At 44.9% G+C, this 24,278-nt stretch carries 25 protein-coding genes; 9 read left to right on the top strand and 16 right to left on the bottom strand.

Annotated elements, in window-relative coordinates:
• Positions 1–9: 9 nt before the first annotated feature.
• From NDJ01_RS13280 to NDJ01_RS13260, 5 genes are all read right to left on the bottom strand, one after another.
• The gene (locus NDJ01_RS13280; protein ID WP_005396171.1) at positions 10–210 is read right to left on the bottom strand and encodes a twin-arginine translocation signal domain-containing protein; all 201 of its coding nucleotides are present in this window, start codon (positions 208–210) and stop codon (positions 10–12) included.
• A 73-nt stretch (positions 211–283) separates the two neighbouring features.
• Positions 284–910, bottom strand: coding sequence for a molecular chaperone (locus NDJ01_RS13275; protein WP_024703673.1), 627 nt, complete (start codon positions 908–910; stop codon positions 284–286).
• 9 nt (positions 911–919) lie between these two features.
• Positions 920–2,581, bottom strand: a complete 1,662-nt coding sequence (locus NDJ01_RS13270) for a 4Fe-4S dicluster domain-containing protein (protein ID WP_020903769.1) — start codon at positions 2,579–2,581, stop codon at positions 920–922.
• Positions 2,582–2,889: 308 nt separating this feature from the next.
• Entirely contained in the window at positions 2,890–3,519 is a 630-nt protein-coding gene (locus NDJ01_RS13265; RefSeq protein WP_258586830.1) for a DUF3306 domain-containing protein, read from the bottom strand.
• Entirely contained in the window at positions 3,509–3,976 is a 468-nt protein-coding gene (locus tag NDJ01_RS13260) for a DUF3305 domain-containing protein (protein ID WP_025499918.1), read from the bottom strand. Before NDJ01_RS13260 ends, NDJ01_RS13265 begins: the two co-directional genes overlap by 11 nt.
• Before the next feature lie 325 nt (positions 3,977–4,301).
• Between NDJ01_RS13260 and NDJ01_RS13255 the strand changes: the two genes are divergently transcribed.
• Positions 4,302–5,135 carry a formate dehydrogenase accessory sulfurtransferase FdhD gene (locus tag NDJ01_RS13255; protein WP_170891431.1) on the top strand — a complete coding sequence of 278 codons (834 nt, stop codon included), beginning with the start codon at positions 4,302–4,304 and terminating at the stop codon, positions 5,133–5,135.
• Positions 5,136–5,496: 361 nt separating this feature from the next.
• On the opposite strand, the gene NDJ01_RS13250 is transcribed toward NDJ01_RS13255, so the two are convergent.
• The 3 genes from NDJ01_RS13250 to NDJ01_RS13240 form a co-directional block, all read right to left on the bottom strand.
• Positions 5,497–7,089: an ABC-F family ATPase gene (locus NDJ01_RS13250; protein WP_005396183.1), complete on the bottom strand. Its 1,593-nt coding sequence runs from the start codon at positions 7,087–7,089 to the stop codon at positions 5,497–5,499.
• Positions 7,090–7,306: 217 nt separating this feature from the next.
• The gene (locus NDJ01_RS13245) at positions 7,307–9,346 is read right to left on the bottom strand and encodes a cache domain-containing protein (protein ID WP_258586829.1); all 2,040 of its coding nucleotides are present in this window, start codon (positions 9,344–9,346) and stop codon (positions 7,307–7,309) included.
• Entirely contained in the window at positions 9,336–10,787 is a 1,452-nt protein-coding gene (locus tag NDJ01_RS13240) for a sigma-54 dependent transcriptional regulator (RefSeq protein WP_005396186.1), read from the bottom strand. Before NDJ01_RS13240 ends, NDJ01_RS13245 begins: the two co-directional genes overlap by 11 nt.
• Positions 10,788–11,121: 334 nt before the next feature.
• Here NDJ01_RS13240 and NDJ01_RS13235 point away from each other — a divergent pair, with 334 nt between their 5' ends.
• The 6 genes from NDJ01_RS13235 (at position 11,122) to NDJ01_RS13210 (ending at position 16,096) form a co-directional block, all read left to right on the top strand.
• A complete protein-coding gene (locus NDJ01_RS13235) occupies positions 11,122–11,940 on the top strand; it encodes a substrate-binding domain-containing protein (protein ID WP_005479446.1) in 819 nt (272 codons plus the stop codon).
• Positions 11,941–11,946: 6 nt separating this feature from the next.
• Entirely contained in the window at positions 11,947–12,645 is a 699-nt protein-coding gene (locus NDJ01_RS13230; RefSeq protein WP_005396188.1) for an ABC transporter permease, read from the top strand.
• A 50-nt stretch (positions 12,646–12,695) separates the two neighbouring features.
• Positions 12,696–13,415: an energy-coupling factor ABC transporter ATP-binding protein gene (locus tag NDJ01_RS13225; RefSeq protein WP_005396189.1), complete on the top strand. Its 720-nt coding sequence runs from the start codon at positions 12,696–12,698 to the stop codon at positions 13,413–13,415.
• Positions 13,393–13,980, top strand: a complete 588-nt coding sequence (mobA, locus tag NDJ01_RS13220; RefSeq protein WP_253643952.1) for a molybdenum cofactor guanylyltransferase MobA — start codon at positions 13,393–13,395, stop codon at positions 13,978–13,980. Before NDJ01_RS13225 ends, mobA begins: the two co-directional genes overlap by 23 nt.
• Positions 13,977–15,755 carry a bifunctional molybdopterin-guanine dinucleotide biosynthesis adaptor protein MobB/molybdopterin molybdotransferase MoeA gene (locus NDJ01_RS13215; RefSeq protein WP_258586828.1) on the top strand — a complete coding sequence of 593 codons (1,779 nt, stop codon included), beginning with the start codon at positions 13,977–13,979 and terminating at the stop codon, positions 15,753–15,755. The genes mobA and NDJ01_RS13215 overlap by 4 nt, the downstream gene beginning before the upstream one ends.
• 74 nt (positions 15,756–15,829) lie before the next feature.
• Positions 15,830–16,096 carry a DUF2960 domain-containing protein gene (locus NDJ01_RS13210; protein WP_005377584.1) on the top strand — a complete coding sequence of 89 codons (267 nt, stop codon included), beginning with the start codon at positions 15,830–15,832 and terminating at the stop codon, positions 16,094–16,096.
• A gap of 238 nt (positions 16,097–16,334) precedes the next feature.
• On the opposite strand, the gene nagK is transcribed toward NDJ01_RS13210, so the two are convergent.
• Positions 16,335–17,243 (bottom strand): N-acetylglucosamine kinase, encoded by a 909-nt coding sequence (gene nagK, locus NDJ01_RS13205; RefSeq protein ID WP_006742573.1) that lies wholly within the window; start codon positions 17,241–17,243, stop codon positions 16,335–16,337.
• Between the two features lie 173 nt (positions 17,244–17,416).
• Positions 17,417–18,166, bottom strand: a complete 750-nt coding sequence (locus NDJ01_RS13200) for a tRNA-uridine aminocarboxypropyltransferase (RefSeq protein ID WP_054867106.1) — start codon at positions 18,164–18,166, stop codon at positions 17,417–17,419.
• Between the two features lie 149 nt (positions 18,167–18,315).
• Here NDJ01_RS13200 and NDJ01_RS13195 point away from each other — a divergent pair, with 149 nt between their 5' ends.
• Complete coding sequence (locus tag NDJ01_RS13195; protein ID WP_012841839.1) at positions 18,316–19,137, top strand: sterol desaturase family protein; 822 nt, start codon at positions 18,316–18,318, stop codon at positions 19,135–19,137.
• A gap of 90 nt (positions 19,138–19,227) precedes the next feature.
• On the opposite strand, the gene NDJ01_RS13190 is transcribed toward NDJ01_RS13195, so the two are convergent.
• The 5 genes from NDJ01_RS13190 to NDJ01_RS13170 all read right to left on the bottom strand — a co-directional run bounded on the left by NDJ01_RS13190 (position 19,228) and on the right by NDJ01_RS13170 (position 23,136).
• Positions 19,228–19,458, bottom strand: a complete 231-nt coding sequence (locus NDJ01_RS13190; RefSeq protein ID WP_005396201.1) for a hypothetical protein — start codon at positions 19,456–19,458, stop codon at positions 19,228–19,230.
• A 47-nt stretch (positions 19,459–19,505) separates the two neighbouring features.
• Complete coding sequence (locus NDJ01_RS13185) at positions 19,506–19,886, bottom strand: hypothetical protein (protein WP_005396203.1); 381 nt, start codon at positions 19,884–19,886, stop codon at positions 19,506–19,508.
• Between the two features lie 201 nt (positions 19,887–20,087).
• Positions 20,088–20,501 (bottom strand): NUDIX domain-containing protein, encoded by a 414-nt coding sequence (locus tag NDJ01_RS13180; protein ID WP_053807403.1) that lies wholly within the window; start codon positions 20,499–20,501, stop codon positions 20,088–20,090.
• Positions 20,491–20,910, bottom strand: a complete 420-nt coding sequence (locus NDJ01_RS13175) for an NUDIX domain-containing protein (RefSeq protein ID WP_053807402.1) — start codon at positions 20,908–20,910, stop codon at positions 20,491–20,493. The genes NDJ01_RS13180 and NDJ01_RS13175 overlap by 11 nt, the downstream gene beginning before the upstream one ends.
• Before the next feature lie 207 nt (positions 20,911–21,117).
• Positions 21,118–23,136 carry a methyl-accepting chemotaxis protein gene (locus NDJ01_RS13170; protein ID WP_258586827.1) on the bottom strand — a complete coding sequence of 673 codons (2,019 nt, stop codon included), beginning with the start codon at positions 23,134–23,136 and terminating at the stop codon, positions 21,118–21,120.
• A 134-nt stretch (positions 23,137–23,270) separates the two neighbouring features.
• Between NDJ01_RS13170 and NDJ01_RS13165 the strand changes: the two genes are divergently transcribed.
• Positions 23,271–23,765, top strand: coding sequence for an NlpC/P60 family protein (locus NDJ01_RS13165; protein WP_258586826.1), 495 nt, complete (start codon positions 23,271–23,273; stop codon positions 23,763–23,765).
• 44 nt (positions 23,766–23,809) lie between these two features.
• On the opposite strand, the gene NDJ01_RS13160 is transcribed toward NDJ01_RS13165, so the two are convergent.
• Positions 23,810–24,154 carry a DUF3802 family protein gene (locus tag NDJ01_RS13160; protein ID WP_005396212.1) on the bottom strand — a complete coding sequence of 115 codons (345 nt, stop codon included), beginning with the start codon at positions 24,152–24,154 and terminating at the stop codon, positions 23,810–23,812.
• Positions 24,155–24,278 lie beyond the last annotated feature (124 nt).

Raw genomic sequence — 24,278 nt, 5'->3', positions numbered from 1 at the left:
CGTTATCTCCTAAAGTGTGTCGTAGTAATCGCGAATGTGTTGAGTTTCACGATACCCTTTCTTCTTCACGTCTTTTTCAGAAGGTTCAACCGTTTCTGAAGCAACGGCCACTTTCGTGGTTCCCGCAACAACAGCACCAGCAACGGCAGCGGTTGTGAAGCCTTTTAGGAGATCCCTACGGCTTGTGTTTATTTCTTTATTATCTTTCATCATTGCTTCCTTACCTTACGGTAGATCTTTGGAGACTCATGCCTCTCTATCGATATGACCAAGTACTGCTCAATTACTCGTAATCAGTGACGTTTTTCACATCAATTTTTAATTTGCTCTTACTGCTTTTGGTGTTCACGCTAAAGCGCACTTGCTCTAACGTTAAAAATGCATCGCAAAGCTGTGCAGCTGGCTTGTAGAAGTTCACGCTTTCTGCGTTCTCTAGTTGGCGCGTAAAAGATTGGAACCAAGGGGCGATGTGTTTGTTAAACACCGCTTGTTGAAGTTCTTCCTCTTCACCCGTCAGCATTGCCATCACTTCGCACAGTGCAGAAATATGGTCTTCAGGCTCTTTCACGTTCTCTTCTCGTTCGATGCCTAAAAGTTCCAAATCGCGACGAATTTCCGCTAACGGTTTTTCCATCATCGAGCCAGTGCGATGCCAAGATCCGAATGGCACAACTTCACCACGTCCAATTCCAATAAACAGATCTTGATATTCTTCTTCTAACGCCTCTCGTTGCGCTTCGTTCGCGGCTTGTTGCAGTGCGAGCCAAGCTTTTTGCATCGCGCTCTCAGACGGTTCAATCTCTAGCGATTTCAAGAACGCCAGCATTTCCTCACTTGGCGCACTACGAAAAAGTGCGGATAGAACGAGATAAATGTCCGTTCTCAGTGTTTGTTCTTGTTGTGTATCCACTGCGAGCTCCTAGTATTTCAATTGATTCATTGGATCAGCAGCCATCGACTCAAACATGTCGATCACACGACAGTCTTCACACATGGCGATGCGATTAATGGCGGCTTCATCAGAGAAATGAGAATGACCACGAAGCTTGTTTTGCAGCATGTCGATCATCGATTGCGGAGCAAAAGGCTTGTGACAGCGAATGCACTCGGCTGCCTTTTCTTCATGAATCACAACCGCTTTCTGGCGTTCTTCTTTCACCCAGTTCATACGAGGAGTAAGCGTCAGCACTTTCTCTGGACACGCTTTCTCGCACAGCCCACATTGAATGCAGTCTTGCTCGACGAATTTAAGCGACGGAGATTGGCCGTCCGTATGCAATGCACGTGTTGGACACACCGCCACACAGCTCATGCACAACGTACAATCTTTATTTTCACAAGAGACTGTGCCGTAAGGTGCGTTCGCTGGAAGCTCAACAATGTTCTCAACTGGAATACGTGATGCGGACAACGCATCCAACGCCGTAAATAGACGCTGACGTTTGTTACCTTGCAAATCACCTAATGCCAAATCAAAAGACTCGGTACAAAGTGTCGGAGCACCTTCACGTAATGACTCTAGATACAAAATGTCGATGGTTTCTTTGGCGATACCAAGTTGGTCGAGCAGCTCTTGAGCAATACCTACTTCGCTATTAAGCACACGAATAATGGTTTGAGGCATAAAACGCGAAGCCGCAAACAGCACCTGAGTAGCACCGTTCACAAGCGCAGCAAACCAAGTATCTATACCAACCGAAGGCAGTTCTTCCACCACAATTGGAATTACATTATCTGGCAGTGCTTTTAGTGCCATCACGTTATAGCTCTCGTGGCGAGAACTACAAATCAATACGATAGGATCTAAACCACCCGCTTGCTCATAGTTGGCTAGCGTACGTTCAATAAACTTTTGTGTATCTTCGGGGTTTGGCAATGCGTAATGAATAGCTTCTGTCGGACACGCTGTAGCACAAGTACCCACGCCTTGGCACAGGTATGGGTTGATCTCGATGCGATGGCCCGTTTTGTCGCTGCCTTCACTCGATAGTGCCCCTGCCGGACAAGCATCCACACAACGTTCGCAACCTTTTACGCCACGAGAGCTGTGTGCACATAGGTCGGTATCTAAACGGAAGAATTTCGGTTTATCGAATGTCCCCATCAAGGTTGGAATTTCTTCCAACGCTTCAGCCAGTTTCGGATAGCCACGACCAACTGGGTAGTAGCCCGGTACTGGTACTTCTTCCGACATGCAGCTGTTTAGGCAAAGATCGAGTACGATATCGAAACAATCGCTATTGATCGCGACCTTGGCAAGATTGTTGGTCGAACCGTGATTTTCAATGAGAACTTCAAACGTACCTAAGAACCCTGAAACCTGAACCGAATTGGCGTAGTAAAGCTCGGGATTTGTTCCCTTTTCGCCATCGGTAGAAAGCAGTGTTAGGCTGTTCATTTGCGACAATTGCGCTGCCGCACTTTCGATGATTGCCGTTGGACCCACAATCAAAGTATTACCTCCGCTTTCATAGCTTACGGTTGGTGGAATAAGATTGGTCAACTCTACGGTATTTTCGAAAGCGTACAGCCTCGCTTTACCGTTATTGGAAGTTGCTTGTTCTAATAATTGTTTCAGCATTGCTCAATTCCATTTATGAACATGGATAGTCTTTTCCATCTCTTAGTGTAGTTAGCGCCGGAGGTTCTGCTGATTAACTTATCAATGAGCATTCTTATTCCGCCATCTATAGGCGATGAATACTACGCAGTGCGTCCGTACTAACTTCAACCAGATTGGTATTGAGCAACAAATAGCAAATGTCATGCCAATAAAATATCAATTAAAATTCAATAACTTAGATATTTTACCGACAAATAGTAGGGATAAAAAAACCGGTTGAGACATTTTGTCCCAGCCGGTTCATTGAGTGTTTAGTCAAAATGTACCTATTCTTTGTGTGGTATATTTTGTCTCACCTCGTTAGGCGGTGATTCCTCAGTAAAAGTATCACTTTCACCAGGAACTGTGTTTATATACAGTACATTGTCATCTTGGGTAATTTCGGCGCTTTTTTCGGCGTTTGGTTCTGCGTCCTCAACCACCTCAGATGCGATATCGTCAGTGTTAAGTTCAGATCCTTGCGTCGTTGCAGCGTCTGGTTCTTCTTCCACTTTTTCTTTAACCCAATCACGCAGCGTCTCTGCGACGTCTTTAGAAAGTGACTTTAAGTTACTGTAATCATCATCGTAATCGTCTAGGCCATCACGCACGTTAAATTCTTCGGACAAGAACATTTTGCGCAGCGCGGCTTTCTTGACGCTTTCTGAAGCTTCAGAAACCAGCAGTTGCGCTACAGACATTTCTTCGGGCTTTTCAGACTCTACACTCGCGGTAATGTCTGGAGCCTGACTAATCTCATTGACGTTCAAAGCGTCTGAGCTTTCGTCAGCGTTTGAAAGCGCTGTGACACTATCTTCGGATTGCTCCGTCTCTGCTATCGGCGTGATCTCTTCATCATGTTGGGAAGATTCTTCTAATTTACGTTTCGACCAACGGCTTAAAAAACTAGTTGCCATTTGCTCTGCCCGCTCCTTTGCGTTTCTTACGTCTTACTTCTAACAACTCACCGTGTCGACCGATAAAGGCTTCCATCCAAGCCTGAACGGCTAACGGCATATCGTTGGATAGTACAAGGTTGTCGCCATCCATATATTGCGCCGCGACAGATTGTGAAGCCGTTAGTAGCTGTATCGCTGGTTTTTCACCAGACTCGACGTTATCCATCACTAAAAAAAGTTTAGGTTGCTGAGAGCTTAAGTTAAAGCGGTAGTCTGTACGCTCGTCTTTGTGTAATTGCAACAGACAAACATCGGGAGTCTCTTCCGTCGGATTTAGCGCAAATCCCGTCAACTGCCATTGGGTTGTTACCCAAATCCCTGTACTGATCTCATGCTCAACAAGCTCTACGCCAATTGGCCATGCGTCTTCGGTCTTCTCGTAGTAATTGTTCTCGAAATCTTTCTTATCCGACATAACTCACCCAGTTTTTCTATTTTGGTCTGAAAGCAATCAGGACACTTTGACCTTACTTTCGACCATTTTATTGACTTATAAGCAATAAACGAGCCACACTGATAAATCTTAGCCTATTCATGTCCTCTGGCTATAAGTACCAAACTAGCCGAAACTCAAATGTACTGATGTGTCATTACTGCGAACTCGCAGTTTTAATGCATTGTTGACATAAAACCTCGCAATTTTTGTGGGAACCGCTATTTTGGAACGAGATTTGCTTTGCTAACCACTTAGCAAGCTAAATGCGTAGCAACCTAACGCTCTTAATCACTAGGACACGACTGTGCTGAAACCAAATATTATTAAAACCAGTGAAAATCCCCTGCAAACCATCGAAGTCGATGTGTACGACGAGTACGGCGAAAAGCTCACGAAGCAAATCGCGTGCGAGCGCCCTCTTACGGTCATGCTGAACTGGAAAGAAGTAGTCACGCTCATGACGCTAGGTTCGCGTCCAGAAGCGTTAGTACTAGGTTATTTGAAAAACCAAAGCTTCCTGTCCGATCCAGCAGCGATTGAATCCGTCATTATTGACTGGGAAACGCATTCCGCAGCAGTGATTACTAAAGAAAATACCGAACATTTAGAAGGCGCTCTGAAAAAGAAAACTGTCACATCTGGCTGTGGTCAAGGCACCATGTATGGCAATGTGATGAAACAACTTGAGAACTACCAAGTGCCTCAAGTTCTGCTTAAGCAATCAGAAATCTACTCCGCACTAGAAGCGTTGACTCATTACAACGACACCTACAAAAAAGCGGGCGCGGTGCATGGCTGTGCGGTTTGCAAAGGCAATGAGGTATTGTCATTTGTGGAAGATGTCGGCCGTCACAACGCAGTGGATACGCTTGCAGGTGAGATGTGGCTCAAAGAAGAAACAGGTGAAGATAAAATTTTCTACACAACTGGTCGCCTTACTTCAGAGATGGTGATTAAAGTGGCCCAAATGGGCATTCCTGTTCTGCTTTCTCGCTCTGGCGTTACTCAAATGGGGTTAGATCTTGCGAAACAATTTGGCATTACGACGATTGCGCGAGCAAAAGGTTTACGCTTCCAAGTATTTACCGGAGCCGACAAGATTGAGTTTGATGTGAAAGGCGAAAGTGCATCTCGTTAACGAGAAAATAATACAAAACCGTCGATTCGTGTAAACTTATAACAATTGGGATAAGTAAATCATCACGTTATGAAGGCTTAATTAAACGATATAAGTCAGAAATAGCAACATGTGTTGTAGCAATACAACGCTTGCTTTAATTGATGCTAACTACAGCTCATTCACAAAGGATGTGAACTATGGACAATGACCAACTGTGGAATTTTTTGCTCACGCCCAGTGGCATCATGCTCTCAATGATCATTACATTTGGTGTCGTCGGCATATATGCGTATATAACCGGTCAATTTAAGGATTAAGACCAATATAAAAAGCCTCGCTAAATAGCGAGGCTTTTGCTTTTTAAACGCTTCGCGAGTAATTACGCGTCAACGCCACGAGATTTTAGGAACTCAGAGTACGTGCCTTTGAAGTCCGTGATCTTGCCATCGCGGATTTCGATAATACGCGTTGCTAGCGAGTCTACGAATACACGGTCGTGAGATACGAAGAACAACGTGCCTTTGTATTGCTCAAGCGCGGTGTTCAAAGATTCAATCGATTCCATATCCATGTGGTTGGTAGGTTCGTCCATTAGCAGCATGTTTGGCTTGTGCATCATCAGCTTACCAAGCAGCATACGACCTTGCTCACCACCAGACAGTACTTTTACTGACTTCTTAATGTCGTCTTGACCAAACAGCATACGACCAAGGAAACCACGAACGACTTGCTCGTCATCACCTTCTTGACGCCATTGACCCATCCAATCCGTTAGGTTCATGTCTTCTGCAAAGTCATGCGCGTGGTCTTGCGCGTAGTAACCGATATTTGAGTTTTCAGACCATTTGTACTCACCCGCACGCGGTTCAAGCACACCAGCAAGCGTGTTTAGAAGTGTTGTTTTACCCACACCGTTCTCACCGATGATCGCAACGCGCTCGCCCACTTCAAAAATTGCACTGAAGTCTGAGAACAAGTCCTCTTCGAAACCTTGGCTTAGGTTTTCTACAATCAGAGCGTTACGGAACAGCTCTTTCGACTGTTCGAAACGAATGAATGGGTTTTGACGACTAGACGCTTTAACTTCATCCAGTTTGATCTTGTCGATTTGCTTAGCACGAGATGTCGCTTGTTTTGCTTTCGATGCGTTTGCTGAGAAACGTGCAACGAACGTTTGTAGCTCAGCAATTTGTGCTTTCTTCTTCGCGTTGTCGTTTAATAGACGTTCACGAGCTTGAGAAGCTGCCGTCATGTACTCATCATAGTTACCTGGGTAAATGCGCAGTTCACCGTAATCCAAGTCAGCCATGTGCGTACATACTGAGTTTAGGAAGTGGCGGTCGTGCGAGATGATGATCATGGTGCAGTTACGCGCATTTAGCGTGTCTTCCAACCAACGGATCGTATCCATGTCCAAGTTGTTGGTAGGTTCGTCAAGCAGCATAACGTCTGGGTCTGCGAATAGAACTTGCGCTAGAAGCACACGAAGTTTCCAGCCCGGCGCCACTTCGCTCATTAGGCCGAAGTGCTGCTCCATTGGAATACCCACCGCAAGAAGAAGCTCGCCTGCTTTTGCTTCTGCCATGTAGCCGTCCATTTCCGCAAACTGAACTTCTAGGTCAGCCACTTTCATGCCGTCTTCTTCACTCATTTCAGCAAGTGAGTAGATACGGTCACGCTCTTTCTTCACTTCCCATAGCTCTTTATGACCCATAATAACGGTATCGATTACCGTAAATTCTTCGTAAGCGAACTGGTCCTGGTTTAGTTTTGCAACGCGCTCGTTTGGATCGTAACTCACGTTACCGCTGGTTTGCTCAAGCTCGCCGCTGAGGATCTTCATAAAGGTTGATTTACCACAACCGTTAGCTCCAATTAAGCCGTAGCGATTACCTTCGCCGAACTTAACTGAAATGTTTTCGAATAGCGGCTTAGCGCCGAATTGTTGAGTAATATTCGCTGTGGAGATCAAAACCTTTACCTTAGCAATTGGGGTGTATTTAGAAAAACCGGGCAACGGTACTTGTTCATGCTACATACTGCAAGTGTTGTTTTTATTAATTCATCGCTAGTGAACCCATCGCAGTGCTTGTTCAAAGCAAAAAGCTCAAGCACAAATGCGTCATTGAATACAAAAAAGAGCCAGTATTATAACTGGCTCTTTCTTCCGTAATGCTTACAACAAGTGACTAAGCGATATTCGTCACCTCTAGGATCAGTTCGGCTTTTTTAGGTAGATAAATACTGAATTTACTGCCCTTTCCCCATTCCGACTCGGCTTTTAGCTCACCACCCGTTTGGCTAAGAATACTTTGGGATACGGACAGTCCCAATCCAGTACCCTCTCGCTTCGTCGTGTAAAATGGTGAGAAGATTCGATTCAAGTTTTCTGGCTTAATACCGCAACCCTCGTCAATAACATGAATCGCGGCTCCTTTCACTTCTCCCTCTTCAATCCAGTCTTCACTGACTACTGTTAACGTGCCTTTGCCGTTCATTGCGTGAATAGCGTTCATTTGCAGGTTAACTAAGATTTGTAGCAAATGATGGCGGTTTATCTCAACGGACGTATGTGCTTGTAGGTCAGCCACAAACTCGACGTCGCGTTTCTTGGTGCCAGTTTTAACCAAGGTGATGCTTTCATCAATGATAGGATTGACATGTTGCCAAGTGATTTCATCTTGAACACCACCCTGGCGACTGTATTGCAATAAACTGCGCGTGATATTGCGGATACGATCAATTTGCGCGTGAATCGCATCAATCTCCTCTTGTACTCGACTTGCATTGTCACCCAATTCAAAATGGATCAATTCTACGTTGCCAAGAATCACGGCGGTTGGGTTATTAATTTCGTGAGCAATCCCCGCGGTGAGTTCTCCCAGTGCTGCCAGTTTTTCATGAACAACGAGTTTGTCGCGAGTTTGGTTGAGCAATTGAATATGCAGCTCTAGATCTTGGGTTTTTTCTCTAAGGCTTGCCGTACGCTCTTGAACTTTGCATTCAAGTTGCGCTGCGGAGTTCTTCAGTTCAATTTTGCGCTCTTCTAGCGCGTCTAACATATCATCAAACTGTCTGGCTAACTGCGTAAGTTCATGATCTGCATCTAAGCCCAATGGACCAATCCGTTTTTCTTTTCCTTGTTGGACCTGCTTCACCACTTTATGGATGCGTTCGATCGGTCGAAACAGATCATAAGAACCGCGATATACCATCACGCCGGAAACCAGCAATAACATAACCGTAATCAAGCTAATTTCTGCAATGTTGGTCATGTAGGCTTTAACGAATGGCCACATTAGGTAACCGGTATAAAGCATACCAATGACGTTGTCGTATTGGTCTTTGATCGGTTGATACGCCGTAATATACCAAGCGTCATACACATAGGCTCGGTCAACCCACTGCTCACCTTTTGAAAGTACTTGGTTATACACCTCTGCGCTCACGCGAGTGCCTATGGCGCGCCCTAACCTATGCTCGCTGTCTAGAGGGACGTTGGTGCTTACACGCAAATCATCAAGAAATACGGTCAATGTGCCAACCGGACGAAGGCGATCATTATCGCTGAGATAGATTAAGTCGCGAATTTGATCTACCAATACAGTGCTGTTATTGAGAAGCAAACCACCATCAAGAAAGCCGATCAAATCATTCGTTTGGCTATACACAGGAATCACGGTTCGACTGACTAACCCACGCGCCTCCCTGTCTCCATCAGCAAGAATAGGCACTTCCGCTCGTTTAGCGAGTTCAGGATCGAGGCGTTCGAGTTCTTCTTTATTGAGTACATCAAAAAACGATTCTCGCTTAGTGAGATCCATAAAGCGGAATTTGTTTTCCATCGAGTTGACGCGTTGGAAAGAAAGAAAATCTAAAGCATATCGTTTCTTCTGCTCAGTGACCCACTTTTGCAGCTCATCTTGCGATATCCCTTGATTGATGCGAATGCGAAAATCGTACGAGTCAGCAAACGCACGTACGTAATTCGATTGCTTTTGCTGTAACAACGTTACGCTGTTATTCGCAACACCAAGACGTTCAGAAACATCCAGCAGTGCATTTTGCCACGTGTAATGGATGGACCAATAAATGGTAATCCCGATCAGGGCTATCAAAGTGAGGAAGATAGGTGCGGAGGTTAAAAATAATAAGCGATAACGCACCATGGTTTTAAAACGGTGCGTACATTTCGACAATCCTTTGTGCTGTGGGCCGTTAGTCGGCATATTCCTCATCCTCAGAATCCCATTCTTTATACTTACGTTCTAAGGTCTTACGCGCCACGCCTAAGTCCCGAGCAGCGGCTGATTTGTTGCCTTCGTGCAAGTTAACGACCTGTTTTATATGTGCTTTCTCGACTTCTTTCAGTGTCCAGTTGTTTGGATACCCCTCACCGGTGAACTCTCTACCTTCTTTAAATGTCGGTAGTTCAGCAGAGTGAGAAACAGTAATCGACACATTAGGCAATGAGTGTCCACCATTTAGCTCCCGCCAATAATGCGCAGGCGGTTTGCCAAGCAAAATGCATCGCTCAATCAAGTTTTTCAGTTCACGAATGTTTCCTGGCCAATCGTATTCGCTCATCGCTTCCATATCTTCATGTGCCCATTTGGGCGCAGGCATACCGAGCTCGCGCGTCAGCATATTGCTGAAAAATGGCACGAGCTCAAACAAATCGGTTTTGCGCTCACGTAGAGGACACACTTCAATTTTCAGAACGTTTAAACGGTAATACAGGTCACTGCGGAAGTTGCCTTGATTGACCTCTTCTTGCAGGTTTCGGTTGGTTGCTGCAACAATACGGACATCAATGCTGATTTCTTTTTCTGAACCAACAGGACGGATAGTACGCTGCTCTAACACACGCAATAATGATGCCTGCATTGCAAGTGGCATTTCCCCAATTTCATCGAGGAACAAGGTGCCGCCATTTGCTACGCGGAACAAACCTTCACGAGATTTTTTCGCACCGGTAAACGCGCCCGATGTATGACCAAATAACTCACTTTCAAGTAGCTCTGGCGCAATGGCGCCACAGTTGATTGGCACAAATGGGCCCGTTCGCCCACTCGCTTGGTGAATACCTCGCGCAACCAGCTCTTTACCCGTACCCGACTCACCTTCCACCAAAACAGAAGCACGCGACGGTGCAAACTGGTTAATAAGCTGCTTAAGCTGACGCGTTTTTTCTGAACCACCGATGATCTCGGAGGTATTGTGACGTTGGTAATCGCGCTTCATGGCGTACTGCATGCGCTCGTTCAAGCGACGATCCATGCAGCGGCTGACCGCTTTTAGCATTTGTTCTAGGTTGAAGGGCTTGAGGATAAAGTCAGAAGCACCAAGTTGAAGTGCGCGAATAGCAATCTCTAAATCCGCATAGCCCGTCATGAAGATCACATCGGCACGTTTGTCGTCATCTTCAAACGCTTCTTCCCACTCAATCCCAGAGCGCCCCGGCAGATTAATATCCAGTAAAATCAGATCATAATGTCGAGAATTACGCAGTTGCTCTGCTTCTTCGATGCTGCCAGCAGTGTCGACATGTGAGAAAAGCTTCCCCAATGCCTTTTTCAAAATGGCTTGCATGCCCAATTCATCATCAACGACCAGTACGGAAAAGGCGTTATATTGTTGGTTTGTACTAATATGGGATTGAGTAGACATATTTACCCCAGATGGCTTCGGATGGGACAGAGTGTACCAAGTTTAAACAGAGATACCCTACAAAAAGTGCGACATTTTGTACCAACGCAAACTTTTGTGCAAATAACCCCATGATTTAGTGCATAAATCGAGCACTTTTCGCTTGTAAAAGGTTGGCATCTTGTTTGCTATAAGGTGGCTACAGGGCGTATTCAAGTGATCTCAGGATGTTGGTGTTTGTTATTCCAACACCCTAAGGCAACTTGTGATTTGAGCAATCAAGATCGCTCCGGAGACTTCGCTGTCAACTAGACGGATAGAAGCCAAAGAATCATTGGAAAGGAAACACATAAAAATGAAAAAAATTGCGCTAACATTGGCCGCAACGTCAATTACGCTTGTAAGCTACTCTGCATTTTCTGCTCAAGACGCTGAACACGTCCGCCTAGCAACTACAACCAGTACTTACCACTCGGGCTTGCTTGACTACCTACTTCCACAATTTGAAAAAGACACTGGCTACAAAGTCGATGTTATTGCCGCCGGTACTGGCAAAGCGTTAAAAATGGGCGAAAACGGTGACGTAGATTTGGTGATGACTCACGCACCAAAAGCCGAAGGCACATTCGTTGAGAAAGGCTACGGCGTTCTACCTCGTAAACTGATGTACAACGACTTTGTGATTGTTGGCCCTAAAGCAGACCCAGCAAAAATCAAAGATGACGAAAGCGTGTTAGATGTGTTCAAAGAGATCGCGAACAAAAATGCAACGTTCATCTCTCGCGGCGATGATTCTGGTACGCACAAAAAAGAAATGGGCTTTTGGGCTCAAACTAAAATCGAACCAAACTTTGGTGGCTACCGCAGCGTAGGTCAAGGTATGGGCCCAACTCTGAACATGGCGTCTGAAATGCAAGGCTACACAATGTCAGACCGCGGTACATGGTTGGCTTACCAAAACAAATTGGATCTAGAAATTCTGTTCCAAGGCGATGAAAAACTGTTTAACCCGTACCAAGTTATTCTTGTTAACCCTGAGCGTTACCCAACAATCAACTACCAAGGCGCAAAAGCTTTCAGTGATTGGTTGGTGAACCCTCGCGGTCAGGAACTTATCAATGGTTTCCGCCTGAACGGTAAACAACTGTTTGTTGCGAATGCTGAGAGCAAATAACGCAATATGAATCTTGCTGATACAACACTGGAAGCGCTTCGCTTATTGGTGAATTTTGATGCAGACCTATGGGAGATCGTCGCGGTCTCCTTTAGTGTTTCTATCACGGCAATATCCTTAGTGGTATTGCCGGCTATTTTGATGTCCTTTGTACTGGCGTATACCGACTTTCGCGGCAAATGGTTTTTGCTGTCGATCGTGAATACGCTGCAAGCGGTTCCTACCGTCGTGATTGGTCTTTTGCTGTATATGTTGCTATCACGCGCTGGCCCTTGGGGAGACTGGCAAATGCTGTTCACTCAGAAGGCGATGATCTTCGGCCAAATGGTGATCTGCTTCCCTGTTTTGGTATCGATGATGCATGGTGCATTGCAATCTAGCGACCGTCGTGCAGTTGAAACCGCCATCACCCTAGGCGTCTCCATTCCGCGCGTGGCCGCTACGATGATTTGGGAAACCCGCTTTCCTCTACTTGCAGCTATCATTGCCGGGTTCTCACGTATCGTAACCGAGGTGGGCTGCTCAATGATGGTAGGTGGAAACATTATGGGCGTGACGCGCAATATTCCGACCGCTATCGCAATGGAAAGCAGCAAAGGTGCTTTTGCGCAAGGAGTTGCATTAGGAATTGTATTACTATCTTTAGCGTTGGCACTAAACTTCTTCTTATCAAGTATGAGAGGCAAAGGCTACCTCAGAACATAAAACATGAAGCAAACAAACGACTCACCATTAACCCCATGTAGAGGCGCATTATGACTATAAAAATCACCGCCGAGCAGTTATCCATGCGCTTTAAAGAGCGTGTGCTTTTCCACATCCCTGAGTTAGCCATCGGCCCAAATGATGCCATTTATCTCAAGGGTGACAATGGTGTGGGCAAAACTACCCTACTCAAAATCCTTGCTGGCTTGCTAAAACCTTCTACTGGTGATGTTGTTGCGCCAAAAGATACGTGGCTAAAAAGACTGACGCGCCGCAACGGCCGTGTCGATGTGATTTATCTCCATCAATCGCCTTACCTTTTTGACGGCACTGTTTATGAGAACGTAGTCTATGGAGTGAAATATCAACAAGACACACCAAAAGATAAGCGAGCTCAAGTTATTCACGCACTACGCATGGTAGGTTTAGAAACATTAGCGGACGAACATATCTCCGTGTTGTCCGGCGGTGAAAAACAGCGTGTTGCCATGGCAAGAGCTTGGATTTTAAAACCGTCGATTTTATTGATGGACGAGCCAAGTGCGTCTTTAGACCAAGAGTCCATTGAGCGATTGGTGGTGATGGCGAAAGATCTTTTGGATCGTGGTTCCAGTATCGTGGTGACAAGCCATCAAACCAACGCACTGACCGACTTATGTAAAAAACAGTGGTGGATTAAAGACAAGACTTTGATAGAGTCTCCTCTGTTGTATGTCATACCAAAAGAAACATCCCAAGAGAATGCATATGCTTCAACCAACACAAACTAGTTGGGTCATTTTGGCTGGTGGCCAAGCCAGCCGTATGGGTGGAAAAGATAAAGGTCTGATTGAATTAAATCAGAAGCCACTCATCGAACACGTTATTGAACGTTTATCTCCACAAACACCACGCATTTTAATTAATGCCAATCGAAACCAAGATGCGTACAGCAAATTTGGTTTCGTATTTAGTGATCAATTCAAAGATTTCCCTGGACCTATGGGCGGTATTCACGCGGGTTTGATGCATGCAGATACTGACTGGGTTGGATTTGTACCTTGCGATAGCCCACAAATTAACACAGACCTTGTCGAGCGTTTCTGCCAGGCAGTCAAAGAAGACAGCGATATTTTGGTCGCTCATGATGGTGACCATCAGCAACCTGTTTTCACGCTCTACCACAAGCGCGTACTGCCAAAACTCACCGCATTTTTAGAACGTGGCGACCGCAAAATCATTCTGCTCTACAAAGAGTGCAACACCAGTTACGTTGACTTTAGCGACTCACCAAACTGTTTCGTCAACTTGAACACTCCGGAAGAACTGGCGCAATTTGGACAATTAGAATCATGAAACACACGCTAAATATTCCTATTCTTGGTTTTGCAGCTTATTCAGGCACAGGCAAAACCACGTTACTTGAAGCGCTATTGCCAAGGTTGACTGAAGCAGGTTTACGCATTGGCATGCTAAAACATGCTCATCACAACTTCGATGTCGATAAGCCAGGTAAAGACAGCTACCGTTTACGCAAAGCTGGCGCGTCTCAAATGCTGATTGCTTCTCGCAACCGTTTTGCGTTAATGATAGAAACGCCAGAAGCCGAAGCGGAGTTTGAATACCTATTAACACGTTTTGATGAAGACATGCTTGATGTGGTTTTGGTCGAAGGCTGCAAAAACATCGCGTTTCCTAAAATTGAATTGCATCGTGAAGAAGTCGGCAAGCCTTGGCTTTACCCTCACGATGAAAACATCATTGCTATCGCTTCCGACAGTGCGGAGTTAGATTCTGAGCTCCCTCAAATGAACATCAATGATTTGGATGCCATCGCTCAATTTGTTCTTCAATACGTTCAAGATGCAAAAGCACCAAAATCTAAAGAGAAAGACGCCGCATGTTGCGACACACTTTCTCCGGCTTTCCTTTCTGTGGTTCAAGGCCAAGAAAAAATCCTTTCTTTGGTGAACACGGTTTCGGAAATAGAAGCATGCAAGATTGAAAACGCCTATGGCCGCGTTCTCGCGGAACATATCATTTCACCAGTAAACGTGCCGCAGTACACCAACTCCGCGATGGACGGTTATGCCATCCGCAGTGATGATATTGACCGCGATAGCTACCAAGTGGTTGCTGAAGTGATGGCGGGCCATGCGTACGATCAGCCTCTGGAAGTTGGTCAAGCGGTGAAGATCATGACCGGCGCACCAACACCACTTAACGGCGACACAGTGGTCATGCGTGAGCAAGCCTCTCAAGAAGGTGACAAGGTCACCTTTAACGGTGCGAATATCAAAGCAGGCCAAAACGTTCGTCAAGCAGGTGAAGATCTCGCTATCGGCAGTGACGTCTTTACCGCAGGCACTCGCCTAGCCTCTCCAGAAATGGGCATGATCGCTTCGCTTGGTTTTGGTGAAGCGAATGTGTTCCGCAAATTGAAAGTTGCCGTGTTCTCCACCGGTGACGAAGTACAAGCGCCGGGAACAGAGCAAAAAGCGAATTCTATCTACGATTCCAACCGTTTTACCATCATGGGCATGCTTGAAAAGCTCGGCTGCGAGATCTTGGATTTCGGTATTCTGGAAGACAACGAACAGTTAATGATTGAAGCGTTGGAAAACGCATCGGCGCAAGCGGACGTGGTTATGACTTCTGGTGGCGTATCCGTTGGTGATGCGGATTACATCAAACTTGCCTTGGATAAACTTGGTCAAATCGATTTTTGGCGAATCAACATGCGTCCGGGACGTCCACTCGCGTTTGGTCAAATCAACAACAAGCCGTTCTTTGGTCTGCCGGGCAACCCTGTTGCCGTGATGGTCTCTTTCATTAACTTTGTCGAGCCTGCAATACGTAAGATGCAAGGCGAACAAGGCTGGAAGCCTCTGAAAGTGAATGCCATCGCGAATGAGAGTCTTCGCTCTCGACAAGGTCGTACCGAGTTTAGTCGAGGAATCTATGAACTGGATGAAACTGGCCGTTTAACCGTTCGTACAACAGGCAAGCAAGGCTCTGGTATTTTGCGCTCAATGAGTGAGGCAAACTGTTTGATCGAAATCTCCCCAGCTATTGATACAGTAAAAGCGGGAGAAAGCGTGACAATTATCCCACTTCAAGGCAGAATCTAGCCCAAACTAGAAATTCAAAGGTCAGCGAGTCTGGCCTTTTTGTTTAATACAGAAACCTTTTCAGAGAGACAGCTATGGCTCGCACCATTCTTTACACTTACAAAGACCAAGACAAAGAACTGACGTTCTCATACCAGCAGCACCGCAACATTCAAGAAGCGGTTGCCGAAGCAGAAGGTATCGATATCACTGAGTTCCTAAAGATGGAGCAACAAATTGAAGCAGTGTCTGACACTAAAGCGGTACGAAACTACCGCGATAACTACTTCAGAAAATTAGGCTTTAGCAAAATCACCCTAGCTCAAAAAGAAAACCTGGGCGTAGGCAAAAAGAACAAATAAGCTTAGCTGCAAACAGAAAACTCGCGATTCGTCGCGAGTTTTTTATGCATGTTGCCGATTCTTGATTTAGACCCACTAGTTCTTTAAATCGCCGCCTCGTCTACAAACCAAGTTATTTTCGCTGACCCAAGCATATCGAAATTACTTGGGTATATAAGTAAAACGCCCCGTTTTTACCTTGATGGTCTAAACGGGGCGTAGATTTCTTCTTACTTTATATCGAGTAACGTTTCAGTCATTACTTGATGTTTAGGAACGCAGCACCGCGTACACCGCCTGAATCACCGTGTTTTGCTTTGATGATCTTAGGACACTTAGCCACAGACAATAAGTGTTTAGGGATGCGTTTTGGCATCTCTTCATAAATCAATTCGAAGTTTGAAAGACCACCACCCAGCACAACAACATGTGGGTCAGTCGCTGTAAAGATGTTTGCAAAACAGATAGCCAGCAACTCCATAAAACGCTCAACGTGCTCGACGGCTTTCGCCTCACCTTCTGCGTGCGCTTTAATGATGTCGATCGCTTTCTTCTCTTCACCGTAGTAATGGGCATACAGAAGCTCGAAGCCTCGACCAGAAAGGTAACTGTCTAAACACCCCTTCTTGTCACAACCACACCCCAACAGAGGTGCATTTTCGCCTAAGTGGAACCAAGCATCGATAGGTAAACGAGTATGGCCCACCTCACCTGCTACGTGGTTACGGCCAGAGAAAACTTTACCATCGTAGATAAAACCGCCACCAAAGCCAGTACCTAGGATCAAACCAAGTACGGAAGGCTCATCTTGAAGCTCTTCGTCCCATGCTTCTGATAGCGCAAAACAGTTTGCATCGTTTTCAATCTTTACGCTGCGACCGATTTTCGCTTCAAGATCCGCGCGCAGTGGTTTGCCTTTCGCCGCAGGAACGTTAACCGTTAATACCGTTGCATCGTCTGCGTCTTCCATGCCTGGTAGGCCAAGACCAATTGTGCCTTCGCAACCAAACTCTGCATCGTATTTGTTAACCAATTCCGCAATGGTATCAACCAGCAGCTCGTAGTTGTCTGTTGGTGTAGGTACACGTTCCGTCGCTACACGCTCAAGCTTCTCGTTAAATGCACCAAATTCAATTTTAGTGCCACCGACATCAAAGCCGTAATACATGTATTTCTCTCCTAAAAAATGCTTAAACGACTCCAAAAATGGCTGGAGTCAAAAGTATAAACTAGTGGCATTATCCATATCTGTACGCCTGCAAACCGTGACCGAATGCAGATTTATACCCTCACCGCAGCCAGTTGAACAACATGCCATCAACAAAAGTTCATTCCTTAGAGTCAGCTCTCGGTTTTCACCCACTCTTTGAAACGTTTTAAATGCGGTCGGTTGGGATCGTTTTTGACTCGGGTCTTGGTCAACATGTAGGTTTCTCTAAAGGCTTCAAACCACAACTGCAGGCATTCCGATGCTTTATTCTCACCGGCTTGTTTCAAAACTAACGTCGCGACTTCGGCGGTTGAAAGATGCTGCTCATTCTCAGAACGGCGCATGATGTATTCAGACAGAGATTCTGGCTCAATAGAAAGCACAGGCAAAGATTTAAGAAAGTCAGAACGACGGAATATCTTTCGTGCCTCACGCCAGCTACCATCAATAAAGATCAGCAACCATTTTTTGTTCTGAGCCTCTTCGTTTATTAATCGCGCAGGCTCCAGATCTTCAATTAAACGAGATGGGTCATCCACATAGTCTGCAGGAAATACAATCACTGGTTGGTAGTTGTCATCCTGTAGTAGCTCCAGCATCTCCTCAGACGGTTCTGTTCGGTTCCATTGATACACGTAAGTCTCTTGAATCGTATCAGCAATTAGACGACCGGTATTACTTGGCTTAAATACTTCGTTTTCAGAAACAATCAACATACATGCAATATTAGCCTTGATGTTTGGCTGAAGATCGCACAAACAGTGTTGCTCAGAAACCTGGCAATATTGGCAACGAACCACTTTACATCCACGCGCGTTGAAAGGCTTGGTTGAGATAGATTGTCGGTACTGATATAAACGGTGGAAAGCGTGAATTCTCATGGTAAGTAATGCCAAGTAAAAAGTAGAGCGCGATTCTACTGACATTATGGTTTCGCCTCAAGATAAGCCCTTCAAAGCACCTTACGGTTTGTTGAAATAATTTCACCCTTACCTCGGTCATAGATAAAGTAATAAATAAGGAAATGACAGTGACAGAAACGACGTTTCAAGATCCCTCGTGGATAAGATTAGGCTTTTTTCTCGGCGTATTATTACTTTGTGCCCTTTGGGAAAACAAACTGCCGAGAAAAACACTTACCGCTTCACGTGGGTTTCGCTGGGTCAATAACTTATCACTGGTTGCTGTGAATAGCTTGATTGTTGCGTTAGTCATGCCTATCGCGGCCTTTCAAGCTGCAATTATCGCTCAGGAGCAACAATGGGGACTATTTAATTTGCTCTCCCTGCCCGCTTGGTTAAACGTGCTTCTAGCGGTTATTCTGCTTGATTTCGTCATTTACGTTCAGCATGTGGTCTTTCACTATGTAAAGCCACTGTGGAAGCTTCATCGAATGCACCATGCCGATCTCGACATTGATGTCACTACTGGCGCACGTTTTCACCCCATCGAAATCATCATCTCGATGGGTGTCAAAATTGCCACTGTATTTATCTTAGGCGTTTCTCCTATCGCTATCGTGGTATTCGAAATAGTGCTCAATGCCAGTGCGATGTTTAATCACAGTAATGCAAAACTGGCTTTATCAGCGGATCAGAAACTGCGAAACGTCATTGTAACGCCAGACATGCATCGCGTTCATCATTCCGTGATAGCAAAAGAAACCAACTCGAATTTCGGTTTCTTCCTTTCTGTTTGGGATCGACTTTTTGGGACATATCGAGCTCAGCCTGAGCTTGGCCATGATGATGTCGTAATTGGTATACCGGAAATTAGGAATGAAGCAGAACAACGATTAGACAAGCTGTTAACGCAACCTTTTCGCTATAACCGAAGAAGACGCAACAGTTGAAGAAAAGTTTTTGTGGATGAAGTGCGTAAACAAAGCGAATAGACTAAACCTAAACACCAACCAGTTAAACACCACTTCATCCTTACGATGCTAGCTAATGGATTCACTCTCCGTTAGTTGACGTTTTTTGTTTAACTGAGTAATACCAACAAATAAACCAACCACACCAAGCACCGTGCACACCAAAGCATTAGTATTCATTGCTTGTTGTGCTTCTATTGAGCTGTATAGAAAAGCCAGACTGAAGAAAGTGGTACCAAAGCTTAAACCTGTCAGTACGCTGAAACCAGCGAAACTGGCCAAGTCTTTAAAATCGTTCATAACGAATCCCTGTTTACTATCCTTAATTGAGTGATGAAAAGTGAAAGTTAACGAAATATCTGGCGTGATTGTCGATGTTTACGCGCGTTCCATAACCAGATAGATACGCCGAATGAAAAACCTAAAAAGAGTGTTTTCATTTGAAGTGCGGCATTGTTGTCCAATATTTCTAATGTATAGTGAGCGTGCGAGCTAAAAATAACATTGGTCGTCAGAATCAATAGCATAAGCACTAATCCGGAACGACGGTGCTTCACCAATAGATATACCGCTAGTAAGTCTAACAGCCCCAATGAGCTCCAATAAATATTCAACCAGCGTGGCGCAAAATCATAAGGCAAAAAACCGTTAGCAATGTTGTCATAAAGATGAACCACACCGCCAACTGTCATAAAAAGGCATAAGAGAAACACGACGAATTTATCCATTATCGTTTCCTTATCTGAATGAATGCGCAAAGCATATAGAAGTCAGTTAAACATTTGTAATCTCATAGCCATTTTTGAGATCGACAGTGCCTTTAAACAGTACGTGAGGCGTGCGAAAGAAATTTATTCGCTCCTGATAGAAGCATAGTGTTAGCTTTGGCATTTCGCTCAAATACACCAATGTTAGAACAGAAGTCTCACTCAAACCGCTCCTTGGTCTATCAGTTTTCGAACTTTTTCCAGTGCGTTCTGAAAAACGGTATGCGCTTGTGAGGAAATATCGCTCCCTATATCGTGCCAAAAGAACGCAAAATCATGTCCGCCATCGTCTTGCGTATGAAACGTCCATGAATCCGCTAGATCAGCACACTCGCACAAAACAAAGTGCCATACTTGATTTTGAAAGCCACTGTCCCAGGAGCATAAATACCGAGCGGAGATAACGTGCGCAATTCCAGATTCTTCAGCGAGCTCCCGCTTTGCAGCCGTGATGTAACTTTCATCAAACGTCTCAACAGTGCCCTTGACGAGCTGAATACCCGCCAACGGATGTTTAAAAAGTAGGAGCTCTTGGTTTTGCTTACGCAGAACGACGGGACAAACTTTATCGATCACAAAACCACTCCTCGTTGTTTAAGCAGAAAGCTTTGGCTTGTTCTGGATATAAAGGAATCGCATGAAGTTGCTCTACACGCACCCACTTTAAATGGTACTGATTAACATCTGATTTTCTGATTTGCTCTGGCCCAGCCCCCAGTTTCACTTTTGAGTTCCCGACATAAGAGAGAAAATAGGTTTCTAAGCGCCCTTGATTTTCGAGTTCAAAAACCTTCTCAACCCAATTGAGTTTCAATGAGGTTTCTTCCAGCGCTTCTCTTTTCGCGGCTTCAACAGGCTGCTCTCCTACCTCAACACTGCCACCGGGGAAAACCCAATAGTGTCTATCGTTTTGAAAACGCTGAATAAGCAAAAGTTCTTGCTGATGATTAACCAGTATAAGGCTAGCTCTTTGTAATAATTGCATGATTCATTCCTTTGAATTCGGACAACATTCTAGCCATCTTGTTTCACCGAGATAGCATTAACACCACGTAGTGATAACTCAGCCCTTAAGAAATGAGCAAGATGCGATATAACTCACTTTTGTGATTTGAATAGCAATCAGAGGGTGCGTAGAAGCAACGAAAAAGCAGAACCGAAGTTCTGCTTTTAGAAGATGAAAACATGTCACTTATGCGGACTGATGTAGCTCGTATTTATGCAACATCGCTTGTTGATGCCCCGCAATTTCCGCCACTTGCTCAGAACTCTCAACCATAGACTCAAGCTGCAGCTTTGTACGTTCGCCAAGATCAGAAATATGGGTAATGGATTGAGATACATCTGCCGTCGCTCGTTCTTGTTCTTCTGTAGCAACTGAGATTTGCTCAACACGTTCTTGAATGTGCTTAACCGCAAGGTTGATATCAGAGAATGTCGATTTCACTTCATTGCTGGAATGCAGCGCATGGGCCATTTCTTCTCTTGAATCACTTACCGCTTGGCGCGAACGCTCTGCGGCAGTAATAAGCTCGCTCATCATTGCTCGGATGTTCGTTGTTTGTTGAGAAGTATCACTTGCTAGTTTGCGGACTTCATCCGCGACAACTGCAAACCCACGCCCTTGTTCACCAGCTCGAGCGGCTTCTATTGCTGCGTTAAGAGCAAGCAAGTTTGTGTTGTCAGCAATACCACTGATCATATCGACCATTTCACGAATCTGCTTAACACGCTGGTTTAGCTCTAACATAGATTGCTCATTCATATCCAAAGAGCTTTCAAGTGATTCCAAACGTTCACGGTTTTGTTCCACAACTTGAACGCCTTTTTCGGTATGCTTGGTAGCAAGCATCGAGTCCTGTGACGAGGCATTTGTCACTGTTGCTATTTCACGAATGGAGGCTTCAAGTTGCGTAATGGTCGTGATCATGCTCGCCAACGCTTCATTTTGTGTCGTCAACCCATCGCTCGTTTGTTCAGCTGCACTGTGGCTTACTTCGGCCGTCTGATAAAGCGTCTCACAGTTACGTGTAACTGTTTGGATAGAGTTGTTTGTTGAATCAATCACTTGGTTTAGTTTTCGTGCCACTTCTTTTAGTTCATAAGGACCAACCTCTTGTGCATTGTCACGGAAGTCATGCTCGGTAAGTGCAGAAAGACGCGTTAGTACATTCCTTAACCCTCGGTTTGTCCATGACTTCAGACTGAACCAAGTGATCAGAATAATGAAAGAAATCACACACGCTGCAAAAACGATCATAACACTCACTGACTGAATAGTGTCATTGACCACACTCTCTTTATCCGCAATCAACTCACCAGCAGCTTGTGATATTTGATCAAGCAACAGCATGGTTTCATCCGCAAGAATCGAAGCCTGTTTAAACTCTGAACGTTGCAGTTCCCCTTGTTCTAGTTTGGCGAGGATCAAACGCAGCACGCCCTTTTCACTAAAGCCTTGCTTCACCATCTCGTACGGTGCCGTTAAACTCGCGTATTCGCTTACTTCTGGATGTAAAGACTGGAAATCTTCATAGGCGAGATTAATACCTGCAATACGGTTACGCATTTCTCGGTATTCTTTTTCAGCTTTGCTCAGCTCAGAATGCATCATCATTACTAAGAACGTGCTTTCCATTGAGCTCGCTGAGGCAATAAATCGGTTGGCGGCATCACTCGATTCAGGATTTTCGGCACTAAGAAACGAGCGGATTCGATTCATTTCCGGGCCGATAGAGCTGAGCCCATAGCGGAACCCACCAACTCCTGCATCAATATCCATTTGAATTTTTATCACTGAAGATTGCTTCAGTAAAATGGACTGCGTGATGTTATGTAAACGCGCTAAATTTGTATCTAACTCCTCAGAGAGTTGTTCAGCAACACCAGAAGCTTCTCCAACCAAACTTTTGCTTTGAGTCGCAAGTGAATCGATTTGCTCTTTTATTAGAGGCAACTCTTTTGGCTCAGTAATTTGCATACCATGGTTGAGTAGCTTAACCATCTCCAATACATTCCTGGTTAACTTTGCGTTCGCCATCGCGATTGGTAACGCTTTTTGCGACAAGTCTTCAAATTGCTCTCCTACCTGTTCCATTCCTTTGAAACTTGAGACAGAAAGGGCTATAACAAGAGCTATGATAGTTAAAAATGTTGCACTAACAGCCTGAATCAGTGAAAGTGATGTGCGTGAGCGTTTTCGCTTTGCCATAATCAATTTTTATTCTTTCTTAAGGTTGAATCGGCTTTGCAGTAATTCCGTCACATTTGTGAGACAAAACCGTGATTTGCAGCCCATACTATGGATTGGTTATGACACTAATATTTCAGTTGTGAGTCGTAGAGATGACAGGTGGTGATTTGCGTCGAGTATATTTTCCTTTGATAATCAGTGTGCTACTAAGCGCCTGCTCTTCTGGGCCTGAACCTAGTGAGCAAGCACAGGTGACAACACCTACAAATCAGCTATTGTCGGACAACCCTGACTTATTCCAGTTTTATACAGAATGGCATGGCACACCTTATCGCTTAGGCGGCACACAAAAATCTGGTATTGATTGCTCGGCATTTGTGCAAAAAGCCTTTGTCGAGGCTTATCAGCTATCGTTACCCAGGACAACGAGACAACAATCGAAACAAGGTGTGGAATTAAATTGGACGGACGCCAAACAAGGAGATTTGGTGTTTTTTAAGACAAGACGGACGACCTATCATGTAGGGATTTACTTGGGTAACAAGCAGTTCATGCATGCGTCAACGTCTAAAGGTGTGATCATTTCAAGAATCGACAACCCATACTGGGCATCTAAGTTTTGGCAAGTAAGAAGAGTTACAATGTAACTCTTCTTACTTTTAGAATTGGAGATGACTGGTATCAAACAATATCAATCGTAAGTAGCAACGGCAGTATCGAATAGGTTTTTAACCAAAGCGATGTATTCATCAAGGAACGTGATCTGTTCATTAGTCGCTTTTTTATGCCATACACCAGCCAATATCTCACCAAGATCTTCAACAACCGCATCCGCTTCTTTTAGTAATTTGAAGCGTACGCTTGAGTGAAGCTCTGGGTTTTGCTCAAAGATCGCCATGATGTTTGAAGCCACCATATCGGTGACGACATCTTCGATGCTTTCGGATCCAGTGTCGCCAATTTCAGTCGTGAAAATATCTAGATTTAGCGACAAGTGCTCGATAAGAGCGAGATATCCATCGGTTTCTAAAACCACTGTTTTTCTCCGTTTATTGCAAGCCTTCGAAGCTGAAAGCGGAATAGTTTCAATAGTAAGACATGCCGAGAAAATTTCATTAACTTATTTCATATTAACAAACATTCACGAACCAACTGGATGT

Origin of the sequence: Vibrio sp. HS-50-1 (assembly GCF_024747315.1) — a bacterium.
GTDB lineage: Bacteria > Pseudomonadota > Gammaproteobacteria > Enterobacterales > Vibrionaceae > Vibrio > Vibrio diabolicus.
Note: the sequence above shows the minus strand (reverse complement) of the source record. Positions and strands in the feature narration are given on the sequence as shown.

Excerpts from the sequence above, each read along its gene's own strand:
- NDJ01_RS13245 (WP_258586829.1), bottom strand. The coding sequence starts at position 9,346 with ATGCCGACTAACGGCCCACAGCACAAAGGATTGTCGAAATGTACGCAC.
- NDJ01_RS13185 (WP_005396203.1), bottom strand. The coding sequence starts at position 19,886 with ATGGATAAATTCGTCGTGTTTCTCTTATGCCTTTTTATGACAGTTGGC.
- NDJ01_RS13170 (WP_258586827.1), bottom strand. The coding sequence starts at position 23,136 with ATGGCAAAGCGAAAACGCTCACGCACATCACTTTCACTGATTCAGGCT.
- NDJ01_RS13175 (WP_053807402.1), bottom strand. The coding sequence starts at position 20,910 with ATGCAATTATTACAAAGAGCTAGCCTTATACTGGTTAATCATCAGCAA.
- mobA (WP_253643952.1), top strand. The coding sequence starts at position 13,393 with ATGCTTCAACCAACACAAACTAGTTGGGTCATTTTGGCTGGTGGCCAA.
- NDJ01_RS13235 (WP_005479446.1), top strand. The coding sequence starts at position 11,122 with ATGAAAAAAATTGCGCTAACATTGGCCGCAACGTCAATTACGCTTGTA.
- NDJ01_RS13280 (WP_005396171.1), bottom strand. The coding sequence starts at position 210 with ATGAAAGATAATAAAGAAATAAACACAAGCCGTAGGGATCTCCTAAAA.
- NDJ01_RS13265 (WP_258586830.1), bottom strand. The coding sequence starts at position 3,519 with ATGGCAACTAGTTTTTTAAGCCGTTGGTCGAAACGTAAATTAGAAGAA.
- NDJ01_RS13200 (WP_054867106.1), bottom strand. The coding sequence starts at position 18,166 with ATGAGAATTCACGCTTTCCACCGTTTATATCAGTACCGACAATCTATC.
- NDJ01_RS13270 (WP_020903769.1), bottom strand. The coding sequence starts at position 2,581 with ATGCTGAAACAATTATTAGAACAAGCAACTTCCAATAACGGTAAAGCG.
- NDJ01_RS13190 (WP_005396201.1), bottom strand. The coding sequence starts at position 19,458 with ATGAACGATTTTAAAGACTTGGCCAGTTTCGCTGGTTTCAGCGTACTG.
- NDJ01_RS13225 (WP_005396189.1), top strand. The coding sequence starts at position 12,696 with ATGACTATAAAAATCACCGCCGAGCAGTTATCCATGCGCTTTAAAGAG.
- NDJ01_RS13215 (WP_258586828.1), top strand. The coding sequence starts at position 13,977 with ATGAAACACACGCTAAATATTCCTATTCTTGGTTTTGCAGCTTATTCA.
- NDJ01_RS13260 (WP_025499918.1), bottom strand. The coding sequence starts at position 3,976 with ATGTCGGATAAGAAAGATTTCGAGAACAATTACTACGAGAAGACCGAA.
- NDJ01_RS13165 (WP_258586826.1), top strand. The coding sequence starts at position 23,271 with ATGACAGGTGGTGATTTGCGTCGAGTATATTTTCCTTTGATAATCAGT.
- NDJ01_RS13210 (WP_005377584.1), top strand. The coding sequence starts at position 15,830 with ATGGCTCGCACCATTCTTTACACTTACAAAGACCAAGACAAAGAACTG.
- NDJ01_RS13240 (WP_005396186.1), bottom strand. The coding sequence starts at position 10,787 with ATGTCTACTCAATCCCATATTAGTACAAACCAACAATATAACGCCTTT.
- nagK (WP_006742573.1), bottom strand. The coding sequence starts at position 17,243 with ATGTATTACGGCTTTGATGTCGGTGGCACTAAAATTGAATTTGGTGCA.
- NDJ01_RS13230 (WP_005396188.1), top strand. The coding sequence starts at position 11,947 with ATGAATCTTGCTGATACAACACTGGAAGCGCTTCGCTTATTGGTGAAT.